The sequence below is a fragment of the Photobacterium sp. HL06 genome (assembly GCF_059552575.1).
Map to the genome: position 1 here is coordinate 227,950 of NZ_JCANWL010000003.1, position 15,351 is coordinate 243,300.

Genomic DNA, 15,351 nt, shown 5'->3' on the forward strand with positions numbered 1-15,351 from the left:
TTAATGTTCATAATCTATTTTGTTACTTTTCTATTGCATAGACAAACGATCAATACTAACCTATAGATGAATTAAAGTTATCTATAGAGTTTAGTTATGTACTCGAAACTACCGCCTCTGAATAGCATCAAGGTTTTTGATGCAGCAGCAAGACTAAAAAGCTTTAAAAAGGCTGCGGAGGAACTTCACGTAACACCAACAGCCGTTTCACATCAAATTAAGGTCCTTGAAGAAGCTCTCGATACATTATTGTTCGAAAGAAAAACTCGTGCGGTTCAATTAACTAGGGATGGCGAACTGCTTGCTGAAACTGCTTATAGCGTTTTGCAGCAATTAACAAATGTGATCAATGAAATATCTAATACCAAAAATATCATCACCATTAGTACAACGTCATCTTTTGCAGCAATGTGGTTGGTACCAAATCTGGATGAATTTTATAAACTGCACCCAGGTATTGAAGTCGCTGTTAAAACTGGAGAACAAGTTGATGATATTGAAAAAGATAGGAGGATTGATTTAGCTATAAGATATGGTGTCCATGATGATTCGCAAAAGAACTCAACAAAATTAGTCACTGAAAAAGTAGGTATGTACGCTACACCCAACTATATTGAAAGTATCAACTCTATAGCCGACGCTCACCTATTAGAAACAAGATGGCATAACGAAAAACTTCCTTCAATTTCGTGGGAAACCTTTGTAAGTGGTAAACTTGGTGCTACTGAAACATTAAACGTACGACAATTTGATCAGGAACACCATGTAATCCAGGCTGCTTTAGCTGGACAGGGAATTGCTTTAGTTAGTTCGCTTCTTGTTGAAAATGCAATCACTCAACACTGGCTAGTTGATTACAAAACAGTTGCGGTGAATCATGAAGCTAAAGGATTGAGTTATTATTTGTTAGTTCCTGAACATAATGTTCAGAGCAATAGTATATTAGCGTTTAAAAATTGGATCATTAAGAAATTTGAACAGTATTCGGAATCGTTACCGCAATGATAAGTCTGGCCAACATTTCAGGTAACGGGTTAAGTGCATTATGAATAACATCAGACGTACTTTTTATGGTGTTGAAGACAATAGGCGGGGCGCTAATCAAGGAAAGAAGAAGTTAAATAAACATAGTCTTATCTGATTACCACTAATGCTCAGCTATCATAAACTACATTTAGATTAGGTGGATAATGAGGATATGAGCATGGCTAAAAATTAGGTTCAATTCCAAAAAGGCATTTCTATTCATCGCTTTATTGAAGAGTATGGAACTGAAGAACAATGCCAAAAACGCTTGTTTAATATGCGCTGGCCATCGTGTTATCGCTGCCCTAACTGTCATCATGAAAAATATTGTCAGCTAAAGTCACGCGCCTTATATCAATGTAACCAGTGTCATCATCAAGCTTCATTGATATCAGGCACTCTTTTTGCCCATTCTAAACTACCTTTAACTATCTGGTTTCTAGCTATTTATCTAATCACACAAGAAAAGAATGGCATCTCTGCTCTTGAGCTTTCAAGGCAGCTCGGTGTCTCATACAACACGGCTTGGCGAGTGAAACAAAAGCTAATGCAAGCGATGAAAGAGCGTGATGATGAAACACCTTTGGATGGTTATGTACAACTAGACGATGTTTACTGGGGCGGTGTCCACCGTGGTGTTCGAGGACGCGGTGCTAAGGGAAAGCGTCCTTTTGTTGCAGCTGTCTCGATGAATAAAGAAGGTCATCCAATAAGAATGCGTTTCAGCGCAGTTAAAGGCTTTAAAAAAGAAGAACTTACTCGTTGGGCAAAAGCTCATTTATGCCCTAAATCACTGGTTATATCTGATGGCCTTGCTTGTTTTCGTGGTGTTGAGGATGCAGAACGTTTTCACCATTCAATAGTGACCGGCGGGGGTGCTGATTGTGTAGAGTTGCCGTATTTTAAATGGGTTAACACAATGATCGGTAATGTAAAAAACGCAATGCATGGAACATATCATTCAATCAACAAAAAGCACCTGCCGCGCTATCTGGCAGAGTTCTGTTTTAAGTTTAATAGGCGGTTTAATTTAGAGAAGATGCTTGAACAGTTAATATTTTCAAGTATTCAAACGGCACCGATGCCTCAACGTCTTCTCAAGTTAGCTGAGGCTCGATGGTAATCAGGTAGTCTTAAGGCTTTAGCATAGAACTTATTCCTGTTTGCGAGCATAGGAGGACAAGAAATTCCATGTTCGAAATAGCGAGAAAAAGATCTCAGTCTCAGCAACGAGTTCTGGTACTTTGCAATACAATAACTTATCTGAAGGCAAAAAATGGAGCTAATGATCTAACACAAAAATGTCCAGAAACGTGTTACAAGGCCCCAAGTTTTGCTGTGATCACCAAGCGATTCTGTCGTACCTTAATTACCAAGCGACTTTGTCATTACATTAACTACCGAGGGGACAAAAAGTACCCTAGTGGTCATTGCAGTATTTTCAACTCACTCCTTTTATTACAATTAACTTCTAAACAAAGTTTACATAACATTAATACAATCAATAGATTACTACCTTAGCGTACAATATTTTCCAAATCGTCGTGTTACCCCGTGTTTTTGTGTGCAAACAGCGACCATTGCTGCGGGGGTAAGTACGACTTCCCATGACCAGCGTGCCACACGCTAGCATCTTCGTGACGTTTCCCATGACGACACCCCGATATTGTTATTGGTACTAGGCTTTGTTTCTTAGGTAGAGCAGTTTTAAGGTACGAGGAGTGTACATGGTGAGGAATTATAGCGCTCACTATTCTTTATGTAAATTATGAGGTTACAGCGTGAATGCTGACACCCTAGGTGTCCTATCTTGTACTAATTCATCATTTGCTAATTAAAAAAGGCGCTGGCAAACTTTTGTCTATAAGCAACTTAGAGCCATTGGTGGTAGTGTGGAAGTGCATAAGCAGTCGTCATTTTTGCATGTAGTAATCTGTCATTGTAAATCTGACGACGCTCGCTAATTCACAATGGTGATTTATACTAACGTGCAATATTTTCCGTTTTCCCTCGCGCCCCCTTTTAGATTATTCATGAGTCCCTTTTGAAAACTAGTCGTTGTAAACCCATGAGAGGTGAAAAGATCTACCGACTAGTGCGTGAATGGCATGCAAAGAATGAAATCGCCGAAAGGCTAGATCGTAATTCGTTTGGCTTTCCATCACATTGACCTAGTGGCTATTTGTAATGCGGCTGAAGAAAAATCTGATTCGATCAAGTGAAGATTGTCTGGAACGTTATTGTTAACGCTGCAATGTTTACCAAGCGTATAAACGTGGTAGAGTCGCGGCAAGCTAAAGTTAGAACGTACTAAATTTCCTAGGGTTATCGAAGAAGTAATCATCACCACCAATGCAACAAGAAATAAACTGTTACAGTGTCACACAGGCACTCTGTTCTTAACAAATATTATCTTATATAATAGCTCTTATAACAGATAAAAACGGAAATTCAAGGTGCTATGTCAGCTATTGATAAAGGTTCTCATCTTCCAGCATTGCTAAATTCAAGAATGACAGGCATCAGTCACCAAGCAAATCGCATTCGTGACAATGTAACTAATCCGGCGCTTGGCTATATCAACTCACTGTCTGCGACAAATACTACCGGTGGCCGTGCAAATGCCCGGTTTATGCTTGAAAGGTTTTGTCGGTTCCTGATCGGTGACTCAATGAGTAAAGTTGACTGGTTGTTATTGTTGTCTAACTCGGAACTAACCGAGCGCGCTCTGTCCGGCTTCCTAAACTACAAGGCCCAACAGAAAGCCTACTATAAGGGCACCAAGGTTGATCCAAATCAACCTTACTTAAATATGCACCTGACTCCCATTATTGAGGGAATTTCAGGAGTAGCGAGAGTCGCGGTTGAGGCCGGACATATAAGTGAAATTCAAAAAAATTTATGGCTAAGTCGGCTATCAAAATCAGAGCTGGCCAATGTTCCCCCTCTGGAATATGGCTGGCTCAAAGAGTCACTGCCAGCTTTTATACCGTCCATTCCCGATAATGAAATCAGTCTTACGGCTCGCCAAGCCTTAGAAGGATTTAGTGCATTTTGTATCAAATCTTGTATCCACCGATTTGACTGGAATAGCCTATTAACTGCACCTGTCGTGAAGGCAACAATGAGTGAATACCTTGCTCAAGGGGTTGTTTTAAATGGAGAAAAAGAACGAGGCTACAGTCCTGCAACGGCAGATAATTTGTACCGAATGATCCGAGGTGTCGCCGAACATCACTGGCTAGCAGAGAATATCAGTGTTGAGCGACTGCAGCGGATCAAGGCCATTAAGCTTCCTCATGGGTCACGAAAATCTGCGGGAAGGTATATCAGCTACCAAGAACTCGATAATATCCTTGCCATTGCCAACACCCACCCCAACTCACTTCGTCGGATTCGCGACCAGGCTATTTTTACCCTGTTATACAACTGCGGTCTTCGCCGATCCGAAATCGTCTCATTGTCGCTGGCCGACATCGATTGGGGGGAATGTTGTTTCAACATTATTGGTAAAGGTAACAAACAGCGTAATGTGTATTTTGACCCAGTTGGTGAAATGATTGGAAAACTACAGGCTTGGTTATCGGTACGTCACAGTATCATTTCGAAAGACACTAACCTGGCCAAAGAGCCGTTATTTTGCAGGATCTCAAAATCCAGGGTACCGACTGGTCTATCAATTAGTACCCAGACGCTTAACGATATTTGTAAATGGGTGATGCAAAAGGGATTTCATCGGCCAATATCGCCTCATGACTTCCGCCATTCCCTAGCAACCAACTTGCTTAGCCAGCAATATGATTTATTGTCAGTCAGCACGGTGCTAGGTCATAGTTCGCTGTCCACGACTCAACGCTATGATCAGCGTGGTGAAGAAGCATTGCGACGCACCATTGTTAGGAGAAACTGTAGCTAAGAAAAGAAGTTTGTTATATCAACTATCGAAAATAAATCATAGCCGCTATGTGCATTATGATAATAACACGCTATAAAGCATATAGATTATGTATAAATATTTGTTGATTTTTTTGTTAAATATTAAGTTATAGTGCATTAAAATTACGTAGAGGCACCCAGATATGGTCAAGTTAAATTAGCCACGGATTAAAAGTCATTCCAGAACAATCGTTCTGACTCATTTGGCGTCAGACCACCGTTATATTGATGGAGATCATAACTCAGTACTTCAGTTTGCGACATAACCATTCGCCATTTCTTATTAATGATCAATCAGGCGGGCAAAGGTTCAAAAAATCCCTCGATTTTCATCGAAGGATTTGTGTAGGAAAGCCAGACTTCATCGGAAAAACTTGACCTTTATGCCCAGCTCAAAAAGTTGGTTTTTCTAGTGGCTATGTGAAAGGAAAATATTTCGCGATGCAATCTTTTCGCCCATATCAATGGCTTCAACTTTTACACTACGGCTTGCGTTGAGTGACAGTGGAATGAAAACACGACCACGTTTGTCTGTAGTAAATGATGCCCCATTGAGCTGTGGTACATTTTTAACCTTAATATCGAGGCCTGACACAGGGCGTGAGAGCTCGGTCGCTTTAACATACACTCCATTTGCCGAGTCGATCAATTTTAGTTGAACGCCAGCCATTGCAGACAGAGAAGCAAGAAGCAGTGTGGATAGAGCAATAGTCTTAATCATCATGAGAATATCCTTTTTTTGCGCCAACTGAACGAAACTGTTTCGTTTTGATATTTTGAATGATAGCAGCCAAACTGGCGCTGTCAAGCTTTTAAAACTAATTAGTTTCGATTATTATTGAGGAAGGGTAATACTTAAGTCAGGGGGCTAACATGAGCCGTAAAGAGGTTAATAGGCAAAAAGCCATTGATGCGACATTAGCTTTGTGTCTGAAACACAGCTTTCACGGTACCAGTATGGACTCCATTACTGCGGCAACAGGGATGTCTAAAGCGACGATTTATCGGCATTTTGATTCCAAAGAAAAGCTCATAGCTGAAGCCTTGGAGTTTTATCGCCAGCAATCGACTGAAGTATTAACAACATTGTTCCAGGATCCAGCTTTATCATTACAAGAAAAACTGTCAGCCCGATTTGTTATGCTAAAAGAGTCATTTGATAGCCAGGAGTTTCAAGGTTGCTACTTTCAAAAAGCACATAATGAATATTGTAATGAGGAGCCAGCTATTACTGGGGTTTGTTCTCAATACAAGATTGAACGGACTCAGATGATCGCGGAGCTGTTGCTCGCACATGATATTATCAATGCAAAGGAAAAAGCAAAAAGGGCTGAGCTGGTCTTCAATGGACTATTGGCTTCGCTCCTGGTGAATTCTGATCGTTCACTCATTGATCTTGCCCAGCAGATGTACTTTGAGCAGTTGGAAATCGCCTTATAAGGAAAGCCGCTTACTGATGCATTATTTGATGTGTCGTCGATTGTTTCAGCCACGATGGTTAGTGACCATCATTTCTTTCATTGATGTTTTGATCAGGTCGCGGTAGGAATAGCGGTTACCCCCCGCACAGATCCGTACGTGCGCTACTAACGCATACGGCTCCTACCTTGGGTCGAGCGTCAAAACGTTTCTCTGGATAAGGGTGTGTAATTTGAACTTTCAGGATCCAATAATTAACCAAGCGTCGAAACTTTTGCCATGTCATTGCGTGTCTTTGACTTCGTCTCCGAAGTTGTTTTAGCCACGCATCCGTGACTTCTTTAACGAAGGTATTAAGTGATTTTGAGTTCATTGGTACACCGTAGTAGTTAAAGTGCCCTTGGATGATTCTCCTCAGCCATCTACCAACGTTGTATGGCTTATCATGAAGCCTCTTACGCAACTCTGCTCTGATCCATTTCAATTTACTTAATAGTCTTTTCTTAATGGTTTTCCGCTTTAAAATTATGCTCTTACGGTTTCTAGTAAGATCCCAATAATGGGTAAAGCCTAGAAAATCAAACGTTTTAGGTTTGCGGGACTTACCTCGTTGGTAGTCTTCGAAAGCAAAACCTTTGTCTTTTCTGGGTGGACAGTTAGGCCAAACTTCTCAAGTCTACTTATCATACCCGCCAGAAAAGCTTCTGCATCACTCCTATATTGGAAACCTAATACCGCATCGTCAGCAAAACGAACAACAGTGACATCACCAGCAGCCACTCTGTTTCTTTGTTGATTTACCCACAGGTCAAATGAATAGTGCAGATAAATATTTGCAAGTAGCGGTGAGATCACTGCGCCTTGGGGTGTACCTATTTGCGACCTGACTCGTTGCCCGTCTTCATTCAAGAAGCCTACTTTCAGCCACTTAATGATCAGTTTCAACATTTGCCTAGCGTACTAAGCGTCGAATTAAACCCACATATCCCTATCACTAGATCTCGTTCATAGTTTCTCAACAACAAAGGAGGAACTATGAACCAACCTGAAAAACGGCAATATTGGACAAGCGTCATTGAAAAGCAAACAATAAGCGGACTTTCTATTCCTGTTTTTTCAAGGCGAACGACCTTAGCTATCCGACTTTTCATTACTGGCTGAAGAAGCTAACAGAGCAAAATGACGAATCGCAACACGCGCACTCCATTGTGATTAATGATGATATAGGCACTGATACTGTCGCTTTGCATTTCCCTAATGGCATTAAAGCCAATCTATGGCGTTACTGCACGCGTAATATGTCTAGGCCAACCCTAAGGTTAGTTTAACCAAGCGGCGAATGAAGCTTGGTTAAATCCTGCTTGGAACACAGGATATTACGGAACAGGTAACGGCCCTGGGCATCTGCTCAGGGCTGTTTTTGCATTAAGGAACTTGAAATAATTTAGTTGTTTAGTTGCTTAGTTGTACTGATTGAATTTTCTCAGCACCGCGTAGCATTGCCTGCACTAGTTGAGTTGCATCGAACTTAGTCAATGCTTCATGCGCCCCTACTTGATGGGCTTTGTCAGCACTCATTTCGCTGGATAATGAGGTATGTAGGATTCGGTAGGCATGGCTAAGATTGGAGTCATTTTGTACTTCAAACGCTAGCTCATATCCATCTAGCCCTGGCATTTCTATGTCACTAACTAAAATATCGACAGGTTTTCCTTCAGCGGTAAAATTCCGCATTGTTTCCAGTGCATCTAGCCCGTTTTTACAGACCGAATATGGGATGTTAATACTATCTAATGCATCAGAGAGTTGTTTTCTAGCAACGCTGGAATCATCAACCAACAAAATATTCAATGGTTTTAAACACTCGCGCTCTACGTCTGTAAGAATAGGGAATTTGGCTGATGCAGCTTGAGGGTAAATCTTAGAAAGGAGTAACTCGACATCTAACATCTGCACAATGTCGTCTTCATGACGAGTGATACCTGTAACAAATACATTTCTCCCCGCTGTTTCTGGTGATGCTTCAATTGAATGCCAGTCACATTCAATGATTCTATCTATGGTGCGAACCATAAAGGCGACCACGGTGCGCAGGCAGTCAGTTACGATAAGGTAACAGCTTTCATACTCTTCTTCAGCTATCGGTCTAAATCCAATCGTCGCCGCCATGTCAATAACAGGGACTGTTAAATCACGAAACGTAACTACGCCAATAACATGATGGTGAGAATATGGAATTTGCGTGGTTGGCATGTAAGGTACGATTTCACGCACTTTGAGCGTTCCAATAGCAAAACTCTGTTGCTGAAGTGACAACTTAAACAGAAGCATCCCTTGGGACTGATTCGCTTTGCTTTTCATTAACATATCCTAGATATTTTGATCATGGCATTATCATGCTCATGAGATTAAACAAGTTTTGTAAGCTTAATTTTGAGGCTAGCCATGAAGGTACTTTTTTCTGTAATCAGAAGCTTTTGCGACAAAGATGAGTGGGAATATTGGTAGGACTAAACCAAGTGAGAATATTAGTTTTTCTTCAGACAGTAGTAAAAAGGCACTTGTTATTATGAGTAATATTAGAAGTGAAGTTATGCACCTGTGTGCATTTGTGTGTTTTTGAACAAAGAGTGCGTATTTTCTTAACATGGATGGTATATGAGTAAAATGGTTTCTTCAATATGTTAACATCGCTAAGTGTCAGTCGTATCAGGGCCGTCTTTCTCGTCTCTGTGCTGTACATTATCACGTCCGTTCTGTATTGATTTGACAATACAAGCACTAAACACACAGTAGTTGTTGTTCTGACATAGAGAATGTAACTACTTAGCGCTCCAACTCCAATTATTCGACAACCAGAAACAAGATGAATACCGATTTATCTTGCTATACTTCGCGCTGTGAAAGCGCTTTCTTATACTATTGTTACATATTGTTTGCAAGTTAGCTAATTCAATCTATTTTGACTCTTTTTGTTAATAAGATTGCCTCTTTAAAGAACTTATCTACCCCGCATTTCAGATACTGTAAACCAAACGTTACTGTAACTTAGGGTATTGAAAAATAGACACAAAAGTTGTGGCGTATTCATTTGAACACTATCTTTATACACCGTCAGCAAGAAAGCGCTTTCATTGTGGTTGTAAACAAATGATAATAAATGCGACGCTGCTCGCAATTAGGAAGGGAGCCTCTTGCTTCTTAATGACCATGTGAGTCTGAGGTGCTGATGGAAGATGACTTCATTATATTGCTATGTGAGCACCTTAAATACGGCAGATCGTTCTTTCAAGAACTGAAAGATAATGGTTTGACTGAAAAGGTAGTACGTAAGCAGGCAAGATAACAAGTTTCATGCACTGTTGATGATATGAGCGAAAAGAGGGTCAGAAGGAAACTTAGCCATGATTAATTTAGTACTTGGTATCGGAATTAATGATATGAGAGGCCAGTGTAGTTATCAAAACTCCGAAGGCAAGTATCTGAAAAAAAGATTTTATCTATCATGGCGAAGTATGATAGAGCGTTGTTATAGAGAAAAAAACACCAACAAAAACATGTGAATATGGGTTATTCAATGGATCCATGTTGGCATAGATTGAGCGAGTTTAAGGCATGGTTTGATGAGTACTATATTGACGGTTATCAGTTAGACAAGGCGTTGTTGAAGCGCTCAGTTAATACTCAATAATGGCATTGGTCCAGTATTCCGTTATCATGGGGCTATGTTGCAGCACTAAAGCTACGTGGTCTTTTGATACGGTTAGGCGACTCGGTAGCTATTGGGCATCCCGAGCAGGGTGAATCGATTTAGAATGGAACAACCGACTAACATTTCCTGGCGCTGATTGGTACACTTTCTACTGTGTAATTTATTGCCAATGATCTTTTTATACCGTTGCATCGCCGTTTCTGAAACATTTCGCCGACCGTAGTGCCGATGCTTTTCCACCCGATATCTCCCAGGGCAAAGAACGCAACCAGGTTGCTCATCCTCTTCGGGTGATGGACCTCGTCGGTAAAGGTATTGTCTTTCGGCGGGATCACGATATCGGTGTCCGGAAAGTGATCTTCAACCGTCTGAAACACCGCATTGGTATCATACATCTTATCTGCCGTGACATGCATGACACGCTCTGTGATTTGGTCGCAAATGTCTTCGCCAACCTGATCATCCATAGTGTTTTTGTCCGTTAATACGGCGCTTTGAATAAGATGGCAGCTATCGACCGCAAAATGCGCTTTTCGCCAGCTACGCTTGGCATTAACCTTATGTTTTTTCTGGTGCCATTCATCCTTACCAAACCGCTTCAATCCCGTGGAGTCAATGGCGATGGCCACGATGCTGTCATCGAGTTTTTCATTCTTTTTAAATCGTGGCGTTGAAAAGCCAAGCTGACTGAGCCGCTTTGACTGCAAGGTATAATCCGGGCATTGAAGGTGCTTCATGCCCAACATTTCTAGCAGATTCTCGATGAACCCCTGCGTTTGCCGCAGGGGCAACTTAAACACCATTCTCAGGTAATGACAGGCTTCGATAGTGCTGTCAGGATACTTAACAGAAGATCCTGTACCATCGTAGATCCGGTCTTCATGTTGTCAGTTGTCGAGGATGTCATCGGACAGCCAGACATCGATTCTTCCTCGATTTTTCAGGGCCTGGTTGTATTCTGAATAGTTGGTCATCCGGTAGGTATGCTTCTTAAAATGATGGCGTTTGGCGTGGTTATATTTGTAAGGCACTTGTTATCAGACCAACCAGTTTCAATAGGCTGGCCATGATAACGGAATACTGGACCAATGCCATTATTGAGTATTATCTGAGCGCTTCAACAACGCCATTTAGTTATGAAGTCTCTAATTTATAGCAATTCTTTCCTGATGTTTTAGCCTGATACAGCGCTTTATCTGCCTTCTGAAATGACATTTTGTGTGCGTCTTTCTGATGAAGCGCTCCACCACAACTAACTGTAACCTTTCGATTTAACCCGAAGTCATAGTTCTCTATTTTTTTTTGAAACTCACTGATTTTCCTCTGAACCATATCAAAATCAAATAAGTAACACGCAATCATAAACTCTTCCCCCCCCCAACGCCCTACCAACCCGTCATTATCAACAGAGTCTTTTAATATTTGGGCTATGGTAATTAGCACTTGATCTCCAACATTGTGCCCAAAGTTATCATTTATACTTTTAAAATCATCAACATCGATCAGTACTACCCATTTAACTTTGTCTGAGTTAAGTAGTAAATTTTCTATATGTCTACGATTTGATAACAAGGTAAGTGTATCTGTAGTTGAGAGAACTCTTAACTGTTTATTAGACTCTTTTAATTGCTTCAGAGTTCGCCTCCGGTCGACATCGTAGAAAAACGATACTAAAAATATAAACATATAGATTATGGTTATATGTATTAAGCTAATAGTTTCAAACGGAGCTGGTTTCCAGCTGTGCATATTCATTAAACAATAATATGCAACAGAGACAATATTGATTACACTAAAAAGTGAGCCTATTTTAAAGCCAAGAACAAAAACAGAAATTACCGGGGTTAAAAAAACGAAAGCCAAGGCAAATTCACGGTTTTCTGTACCACTAATAAACAGCAAAGATATAACAGACATCACAGAGACCATAATAATGGCCGCAGCACAAGGATTTCTACTGTTCATTAGAAAAAAATAACCAACTAAACAGGATAAAATGCCAACAGAGTGGATTAAAACAAGTATAGGTATAGGGACAACATAAATGTTGTAGTAAAGAAAAAATGAGAGTGTCACTGTCAAAACTGTCAGTGAAATAAATACGAAAGAGTTATCCCTGAACCCTTTATTTGAATGACTTTGATTGAGCCATTTTTCCATTTCACGTTTTAACAACTTAGCAGTCTCATAAGTATCTATTGACGTTATGAATAACATACAACATTACATACAAAAGGTCATCATCACGCACCAAAATGCTGACGTTCATACTAATTAATATCTCGAACGTTACGTAATCCACAATTGTAATCATGGGGATATAAAAATGTACAGAACTTTCATTCCCTCTTTGTGTATGAGTAGGAACTCGAACAAGGTTTAACTTTTCTTCACCAATAATTAGTCAGACATATACCATATGTTATATTCTGTTTGTTTATGACTGTTCATTGTTATAAGTAAACAGAAACAATCAAGAAGCTAGAATGTTTCACTGTTGAAAAAACAATTGAACGATATATGAGTGGGTTCGTGCAAATTGTTATTCAGTTTTGTTAAAGCAAATAATGACAATAAGTAAGCAGAAGTTACTTTGCTGCTAGCGTGGCACTACTAATATAGAAGCTATATTGTCACAATTTAAATTACCAGTTTTTTTTGTAAAAATAGAGACCATTAGGGGAAAATCTGTGATAATAGTCCAGTAATGGTTAAAATACTGGCCGTATTGAAGAGCTTTAAAATTGGGTTTGCTCTTTGAGCGACACTATTGATAACCAGTGCTCAAGATATATATCGCCTGATGATGAAGCTTTCTATGGAGCGCTTGCTAATACCAATATTGTAAAATGGTTAATATTTCGGGTCGTGACGCCAACTTGTTGAGCTAGCATCTGTAGAACTCACGTTCAATGAATGTGCCTATTACCTTGTCATGCATATCTTCTGATTTAGAGAAACCAATGGTTTTGCGATTGAGCCGCTTTAATCGCGTTCTCAATGTGAGTAAGCGGGTGTTTTCACCCATCTAGCTATTGAACGGGCGTATTGCTATAGGGCAAGAGATCATTGCCTTCTTCTCGCTGTGGTAGTTCTGTCAGTACATGGCGCAGATAGGCGTAGGGTTCAACGCCATTTGCCCGGCAACTCAGCATAATACTGAACAAGGTCGCACTCGCATTCGCCCCACTTTGGGTATCCGCGAACAACCAGGCTTTTCGACCGGTCGCAACCGGACGGATATCTCGCTCAACACGATTGTTATCTATCGGGTAAGCACCATCATCGACATACTTTTCAAGGTAACACCATTGCTTAAGCGTATAACTGACAGCTTTTCCCATCGGACTTTCAGGAAGTAGTTGTGAAGCGGCTTTTTCAAGCCAGGCTTTGAACGCATTAAGTATGGGGATACTTTCTTTTTGACGTACCGTGTATTTTTCTGACGATGGCTTGTCTTTCAGCCTTTTTTTCGATGCCATACAGCTTTTGGATATAACTCAGCGCTTGTTTAGGGCGACCCGCCTTCTTGGGACTTAAGTTGAGAGCATCATTGAACTTACGCCCGGCATGCGCCCAACATCCAAGGTGTGTCACCTTATCAAGCATGCGCCACGCGGCATAGCCATCGGTCATGACAGTACCATCATACCCCTCAAGAAACTTTTTGGGATAAGTATGCGCACGGCCCGGTTGGTACTCGAACAGTACCACCGGTGTTTGACTCTGCTCTGGGCTGGAATATGCCCAAAGATAAGATTTACTTTGGGCTTTTTTCCCTGGCTCTTTCAGGACTTGAAGTGTTGTCTCGTCACCATGAACAACCGGCTCTTTGTGCAGCGTTTTGTGCATAGCTTTGTAAATCGGTGAGAGCAGTTTGGCGGTCTTTATCATCCAGTTTGCCAATGTTGTACGTTGGATATCAACGCCCACACGTGCCAGCTCTTTTTCAATACGATACAGCGGCAGACCATCAGCATACTTACTGACCGCGACGGTTGCTAAGGTTCCCGCCGTGGCGATACTGCCGGGAAGGGGTTGTCGAGGCATGGTCGCGGTGATAATTTTGCTGCCTTCCCCGAGATTTTCACAGTGACGGCACGCATATTTCTTACGTTCGTGGCGCAGAACTTTCACTTGCTTGGGGATGATGTCGAGTTGCTCTGAGGTCTCGACACCGATGCTATGAAGTTCACCCTGGCAGCATGGGCAGGTTTTCTCATCCTCAAGTAAATCGTATTCGATAACCTCTCGTGGTAAATCTGGGTTAATGGACTTGCGACCGCGTTTACGCGTGTAGGTGACGGTTTCCATTTCCGGCTTATCGTCAAGTTGCTCGTTATCTATCAGCGATTCCGCTTCGTTGAACAGACAGCCTTGAGCTGGGAACTTCTCGCTTTGTGGCAAGAAACGCTTGGCTTGAGTCAGCCAAAATTACTCCCACATTTCAGCAATGCGGGTTTCGTAGTTTTGAACCAAACTATCGATGTAGGCTTGGATTTCTGGGGTGATGCCCGTGGGCTTTTCAAGTTCCTTTTGCATACAAAAAGTATAGTAAAACAGCACCTTAACCAATTAAATTGGCTGTTTTTATGACATTTTTAGGCTTGATAATGGTTGGTGTGCCACTGCATTTTGCCAGTTCAAGCCATCGAGTAACCACCGTAGCTGGCGAGCAGTAATTTCCATCGCCATGGTATCTTGCGGGTGTCTGGGCCAACTGAATTTTCCTTTCTCTAGGCGGCGGTAATGAAGCCAAAATCCGTTGGTATCCCACTGCAAGATTTTGAGTTTGTCACGATTGCGGTTGCAGAACACAAACCAATGAGGGCTTACCGGGTTGAGTTCTAAGACGTCTTCAACCAGTAAGCCGAGCGTATTAATCGACTTACGCATGTCGGTCACTCCCGTCGCCAGATAGACGTTACCAGAGGGTGCCGGGATCATGGTAAGGCTTTCATAATTTGCGGCAAAAGTGCCATTGCCGATGTGTCATTGACGGAGATCCGGTAACCACTTGGCGTCTCGATGACAACAGCAACAGAAGGTGACGACATTGAAATAGGAATGATGACATTATCGGCTTCTTGTGGCGGATTAGTGATTTTCTTTTGCCAGTAATAAAATTGCGATTGAGCAATCTAATTTTCCTCGCACCAGATTGTTACTGTCTGTCCGCTTTCAGCCTGTTGTTGCAAGCGTTCATTCCATAAGTTCCACTTGTCTTCGCGTGTCATGATTTAGCTCCATTGTTGAGG

15 protein-coding genes and 1 pseudogene are annotated in these 15,351 nt (G+C 41.4%); 6 read left to right on the forward strand and 10 right to left on the reverse strand.

The window, feature by feature from the left end; translation table 11 throughout:
* Window positions 1-96 precede the first annotated feature (96 nt).
* The 3 genes from AC51G0_RS30890 (at window position 97) to AC51G0_RS30900 (ending at window position 4,942) form a co-directional block, all read left to right on the forward strand.
* On the forward strand, window positions 97-1,005 hold the full coding sequence (locus tag AC51G0_RS30890; RefSeq protein ID WP_496304316.1) for a LysR substrate-binding domain-containing protein: 909 nt from the start codon (window positions 97-99) through the stop codon (window positions 1,003-1,005).
* Window positions 1,006-1,237: 232 nt separating this feature from the next.
* Entirely contained in the window at window positions 1,238-2,149 is a 912-nt protein-coding gene (locus tag AC51G0_RS30895; protein WP_496304456.1) for an IS1595 family transposase, read from the forward strand.
* Window positions 2,150-3,487: 1,338 nt separating this feature from the next.
* Window positions 3,488-4,942 carry a tyrosine-type recombinase/integrase gene (locus AC51G0_RS30900; RefSeq protein ID WP_496304317.1) on the forward strand — a complete coding sequence of 485 codons (1,455 nt, stop codon included), beginning with the start codon at window positions 3,488-3,490 and terminating at the stop codon, window positions 4,940-4,942.
* Between the two features lie 429 nt (window positions 4,943-5,371).
* On the opposite strand, the gene AC51G0_RS30905 is transcribed toward AC51G0_RS30900, so the two are convergent.
* Window positions 5,372-5,686, reverse strand: a complete 315-nt coding sequence (locus tag AC51G0_RS30905) for a hypothetical protein (RefSeq protein WP_496304318.1) — start codon at window positions 5,684-5,686, stop codon at window positions 5,372-5,374.
* A 149-nt stretch (window positions 5,687-5,835) separates the two neighbouring features.
* Between AC51G0_RS30905 and AC51G0_RS30910 the strand changes: the two genes are divergently transcribed.
* Window positions 5,836-6,402, forward strand: coding sequence for a TetR/AcrR family transcriptional regulator (locus tag AC51G0_RS30910; RefSeq protein ID WP_496304319.1), 567 nt, complete (start codon window positions 5,836-5,838; stop codon window positions 6,400-6,402).
* Window positions 6,403-6,951: 549 nt separating this feature from the next.
* Here the strand turns inward: AC51G0_RS30910 and AC51G0_RS30915 are convergent.
* Window positions 6,952-7,329 carry a reverse transcriptase domain-containing protein gene (locus AC51G0_RS30915; protein WP_496304320.1) on the reverse strand — a complete coding sequence of 126 codons (378 nt, stop codon included), beginning with the start codon at window positions 7,327-7,329 and terminating at the stop codon, window positions 6,952-6,954.
* 87 nt (window positions 7,330-7,416) lie between these two features.
* Between AC51G0_RS30915 and AC51G0_RS30920 the strand changes: the two genes are divergently transcribed.
* Both AC51G0_RS30920 and AC51G0_RS30925 read left to right on the forward strand, forming a co-directional pair.
* Window positions 7,417-7,542, forward strand: coding sequence for a hypothetical protein (locus tag AC51G0_RS30920; RefSeq protein ID WP_496304321.1), 126 nt, complete (start codon window positions 7,417-7,419; stop codon window positions 7,540-7,542).
* On the forward strand, window positions 7,539-7,709 hold the full coding sequence (locus tag AC51G0_RS30925; RefSeq protein WP_496304457.1) for a hypothetical protein: 171 nt from the start codon (window positions 7,539-7,541) through the stop codon (window positions 7,707-7,709). The genes AC51G0_RS30920 and AC51G0_RS30925 overlap by 4 nt, the downstream gene beginning before the upstream one ends.
* A gap of 124 nt (window positions 7,710-7,833) precedes the next feature.
* On the opposite strand, the gene AC51G0_RS30930 is transcribed toward AC51G0_RS30925, so the two are convergent.
* The 8 genes and pseudogenes from AC51G0_RS30930 to tnpA form a co-directional block, all read right to left on the reverse strand.
* A complete protein-coding gene (locus AC51G0_RS30930) occupies window positions 7,834-8,742 on the reverse strand; it encodes a chemotaxis protein (protein ID WP_496304322.1) in 909 nt (302 codons plus the stop codon).
* A 1,467-nt stretch (window positions 8,743-10,209) separates the two neighbouring features.
* The gene (locus AC51G0_RS30935) at window positions 10,210-10,896 is read right to left on the reverse strand and encodes a transposase (RefSeq protein WP_496304323.1); all 687 of its coding nucleotides are present in this window, start codon (window positions 10,894-10,896) and stop codon (window positions 10,210-10,212) included.
* A gap of 331 nt (window positions 10,897-11,227) precedes the next feature.
* Window positions 11,228-12,268 (reverse strand): GGDEF domain-containing protein, encoded by a 1,041-nt coding sequence (locus AC51G0_RS30940; protein WP_496304324.1) that lies wholly within the window; start codon window positions 12,266-12,268, stop codon window positions 11,228-11,230.
* A 712-nt stretch (window positions 12,269-12,980) separates the two neighbouring features.
* A pseudogene (locus tag AC51G0_RS30945) lies at window positions 12,981-13,100 on the reverse strand (IS1 family transposase); the annotation flags it as partial.
* A gap of 25 nt (window positions 13,101-13,125) precedes the next feature.
* Window positions 13,126-13,575 (reverse strand): IS66 family transposase, encoded by a 450-nt coding sequence (locus AC51G0_RS30950; protein ID WP_496304325.1) that lies wholly within the window; start codon window positions 13,573-13,575, stop codon window positions 13,126-13,128.
* Window positions 13,493-14,500: an IS66 family transposase gene (gene tnpC / locus AC51G0_RS30955; RefSeq protein ID WP_496304326.1), complete on the reverse strand. Its 1,008-nt coding sequence runs from the start codon at window positions 14,498-14,500 to the stop codon at window positions 13,493-13,495. Before tnpC ends, AC51G0_RS30950 begins: the two co-directional genes overlap by 83 nt.
* 183 nt (window positions 14,501-14,683) lie before the next feature.
* Window positions 14,684-15,040 (reverse strand): IS66 family insertion sequence element accessory protein TnpB, encoded by a 357-nt coding sequence (tnpB, locus tag AC51G0_RS30960; protein ID WP_496304327.1) that lies wholly within the window; start codon window positions 15,038-15,040, stop codon window positions 14,684-14,686.
* A complete protein-coding gene (gene tnpA / locus AC51G0_RS30965) occupies window positions 15,037-15,234 on the reverse strand; it encodes an IS66 family insertion sequence element accessory protein TnpA (protein WP_496304458.1) in 198 nt (65 codons plus the stop codon). The genes tnpB and tnpA overlap by 4 nt, the downstream gene beginning before the upstream one ends.
* Window positions 15,235-15,351 lie beyond the last annotated feature (117 nt).

What these genes read in the sequence shown, in the direction of transcription:
- AC51G0_RS30890 (WP_496304316.1), top strand. Translation starts at nt 97, where the DNA reads ATGTACTCGAAACTACCGCCTCTGAATAGCATCAAGGTTTTTGATGCA.
- AC51G0_RS30900 (WP_496304317.1), top strand. Translation starts at nt 3,488, where the DNA reads ATGTCAGCTATTGATAAAGGTTCTCATCTTCCAGCATTGCTAAATTCA.
- AC51G0_RS30905 (WP_496304318.1), bottom strand. Translation starts at nt 5,686, where the DNA reads ATGATGATTAAGACTATTGCTCTATCCACACTGCTTCTTGCTTCTCTG.
- AC51G0_RS30910 (WP_496304319.1), top strand. Translation starts at nt 5,836, where the DNA reads ATGAGCCGTAAAGAGGTTAATAGGCAAAAAGCCATTGATGCGACATTA.
- AC51G0_RS30915 (WP_496304320.1), bottom strand. Translation starts at nt 7,329, where the DNA reads ATGTTGAAACTGATCATTAAGTGGCTGAAAGTAGGCTTCTTGAATGAA.
- AC51G0_RS30920 (WP_496304321.1), top strand. Translation starts at nt 7,417, where the DNA reads ATGAACCAACCTGAAAAACGGCAATATTGGACAAGCGTCATTGAAAAG.
- AC51G0_RS30930 (WP_496304322.1), bottom strand. Translation starts at nt 8,742, where the DNA reads ATGAAAAGCAAAGCGAATCAGTCCCAAGGGATGCTTCTGTTTAAGTTG.
- AC51G0_RS30935 (WP_496304323.1), bottom strand. Translation starts at nt 10,896, where the DNA reads ATGGTGTTTAAGTTGCCCCTGCGGCAAACGCAGGGGTTCATCGAGAAT.
- AC51G0_RS30950 (WP_496304325.1), bottom strand. Translation starts at nt 13,575, where the DNA reads ATGGCATCGAAAAAAAGGCTGAAAGACAAGCCATCGTCAGAAAAATAC.
- tnpB (WP_496304327.1), bottom strand. Translation starts at nt 15,040, where the DNA reads ATGATCCCGGCACCCTCTGGTAACGTCTATCTGGCGACGGGAGTGACC.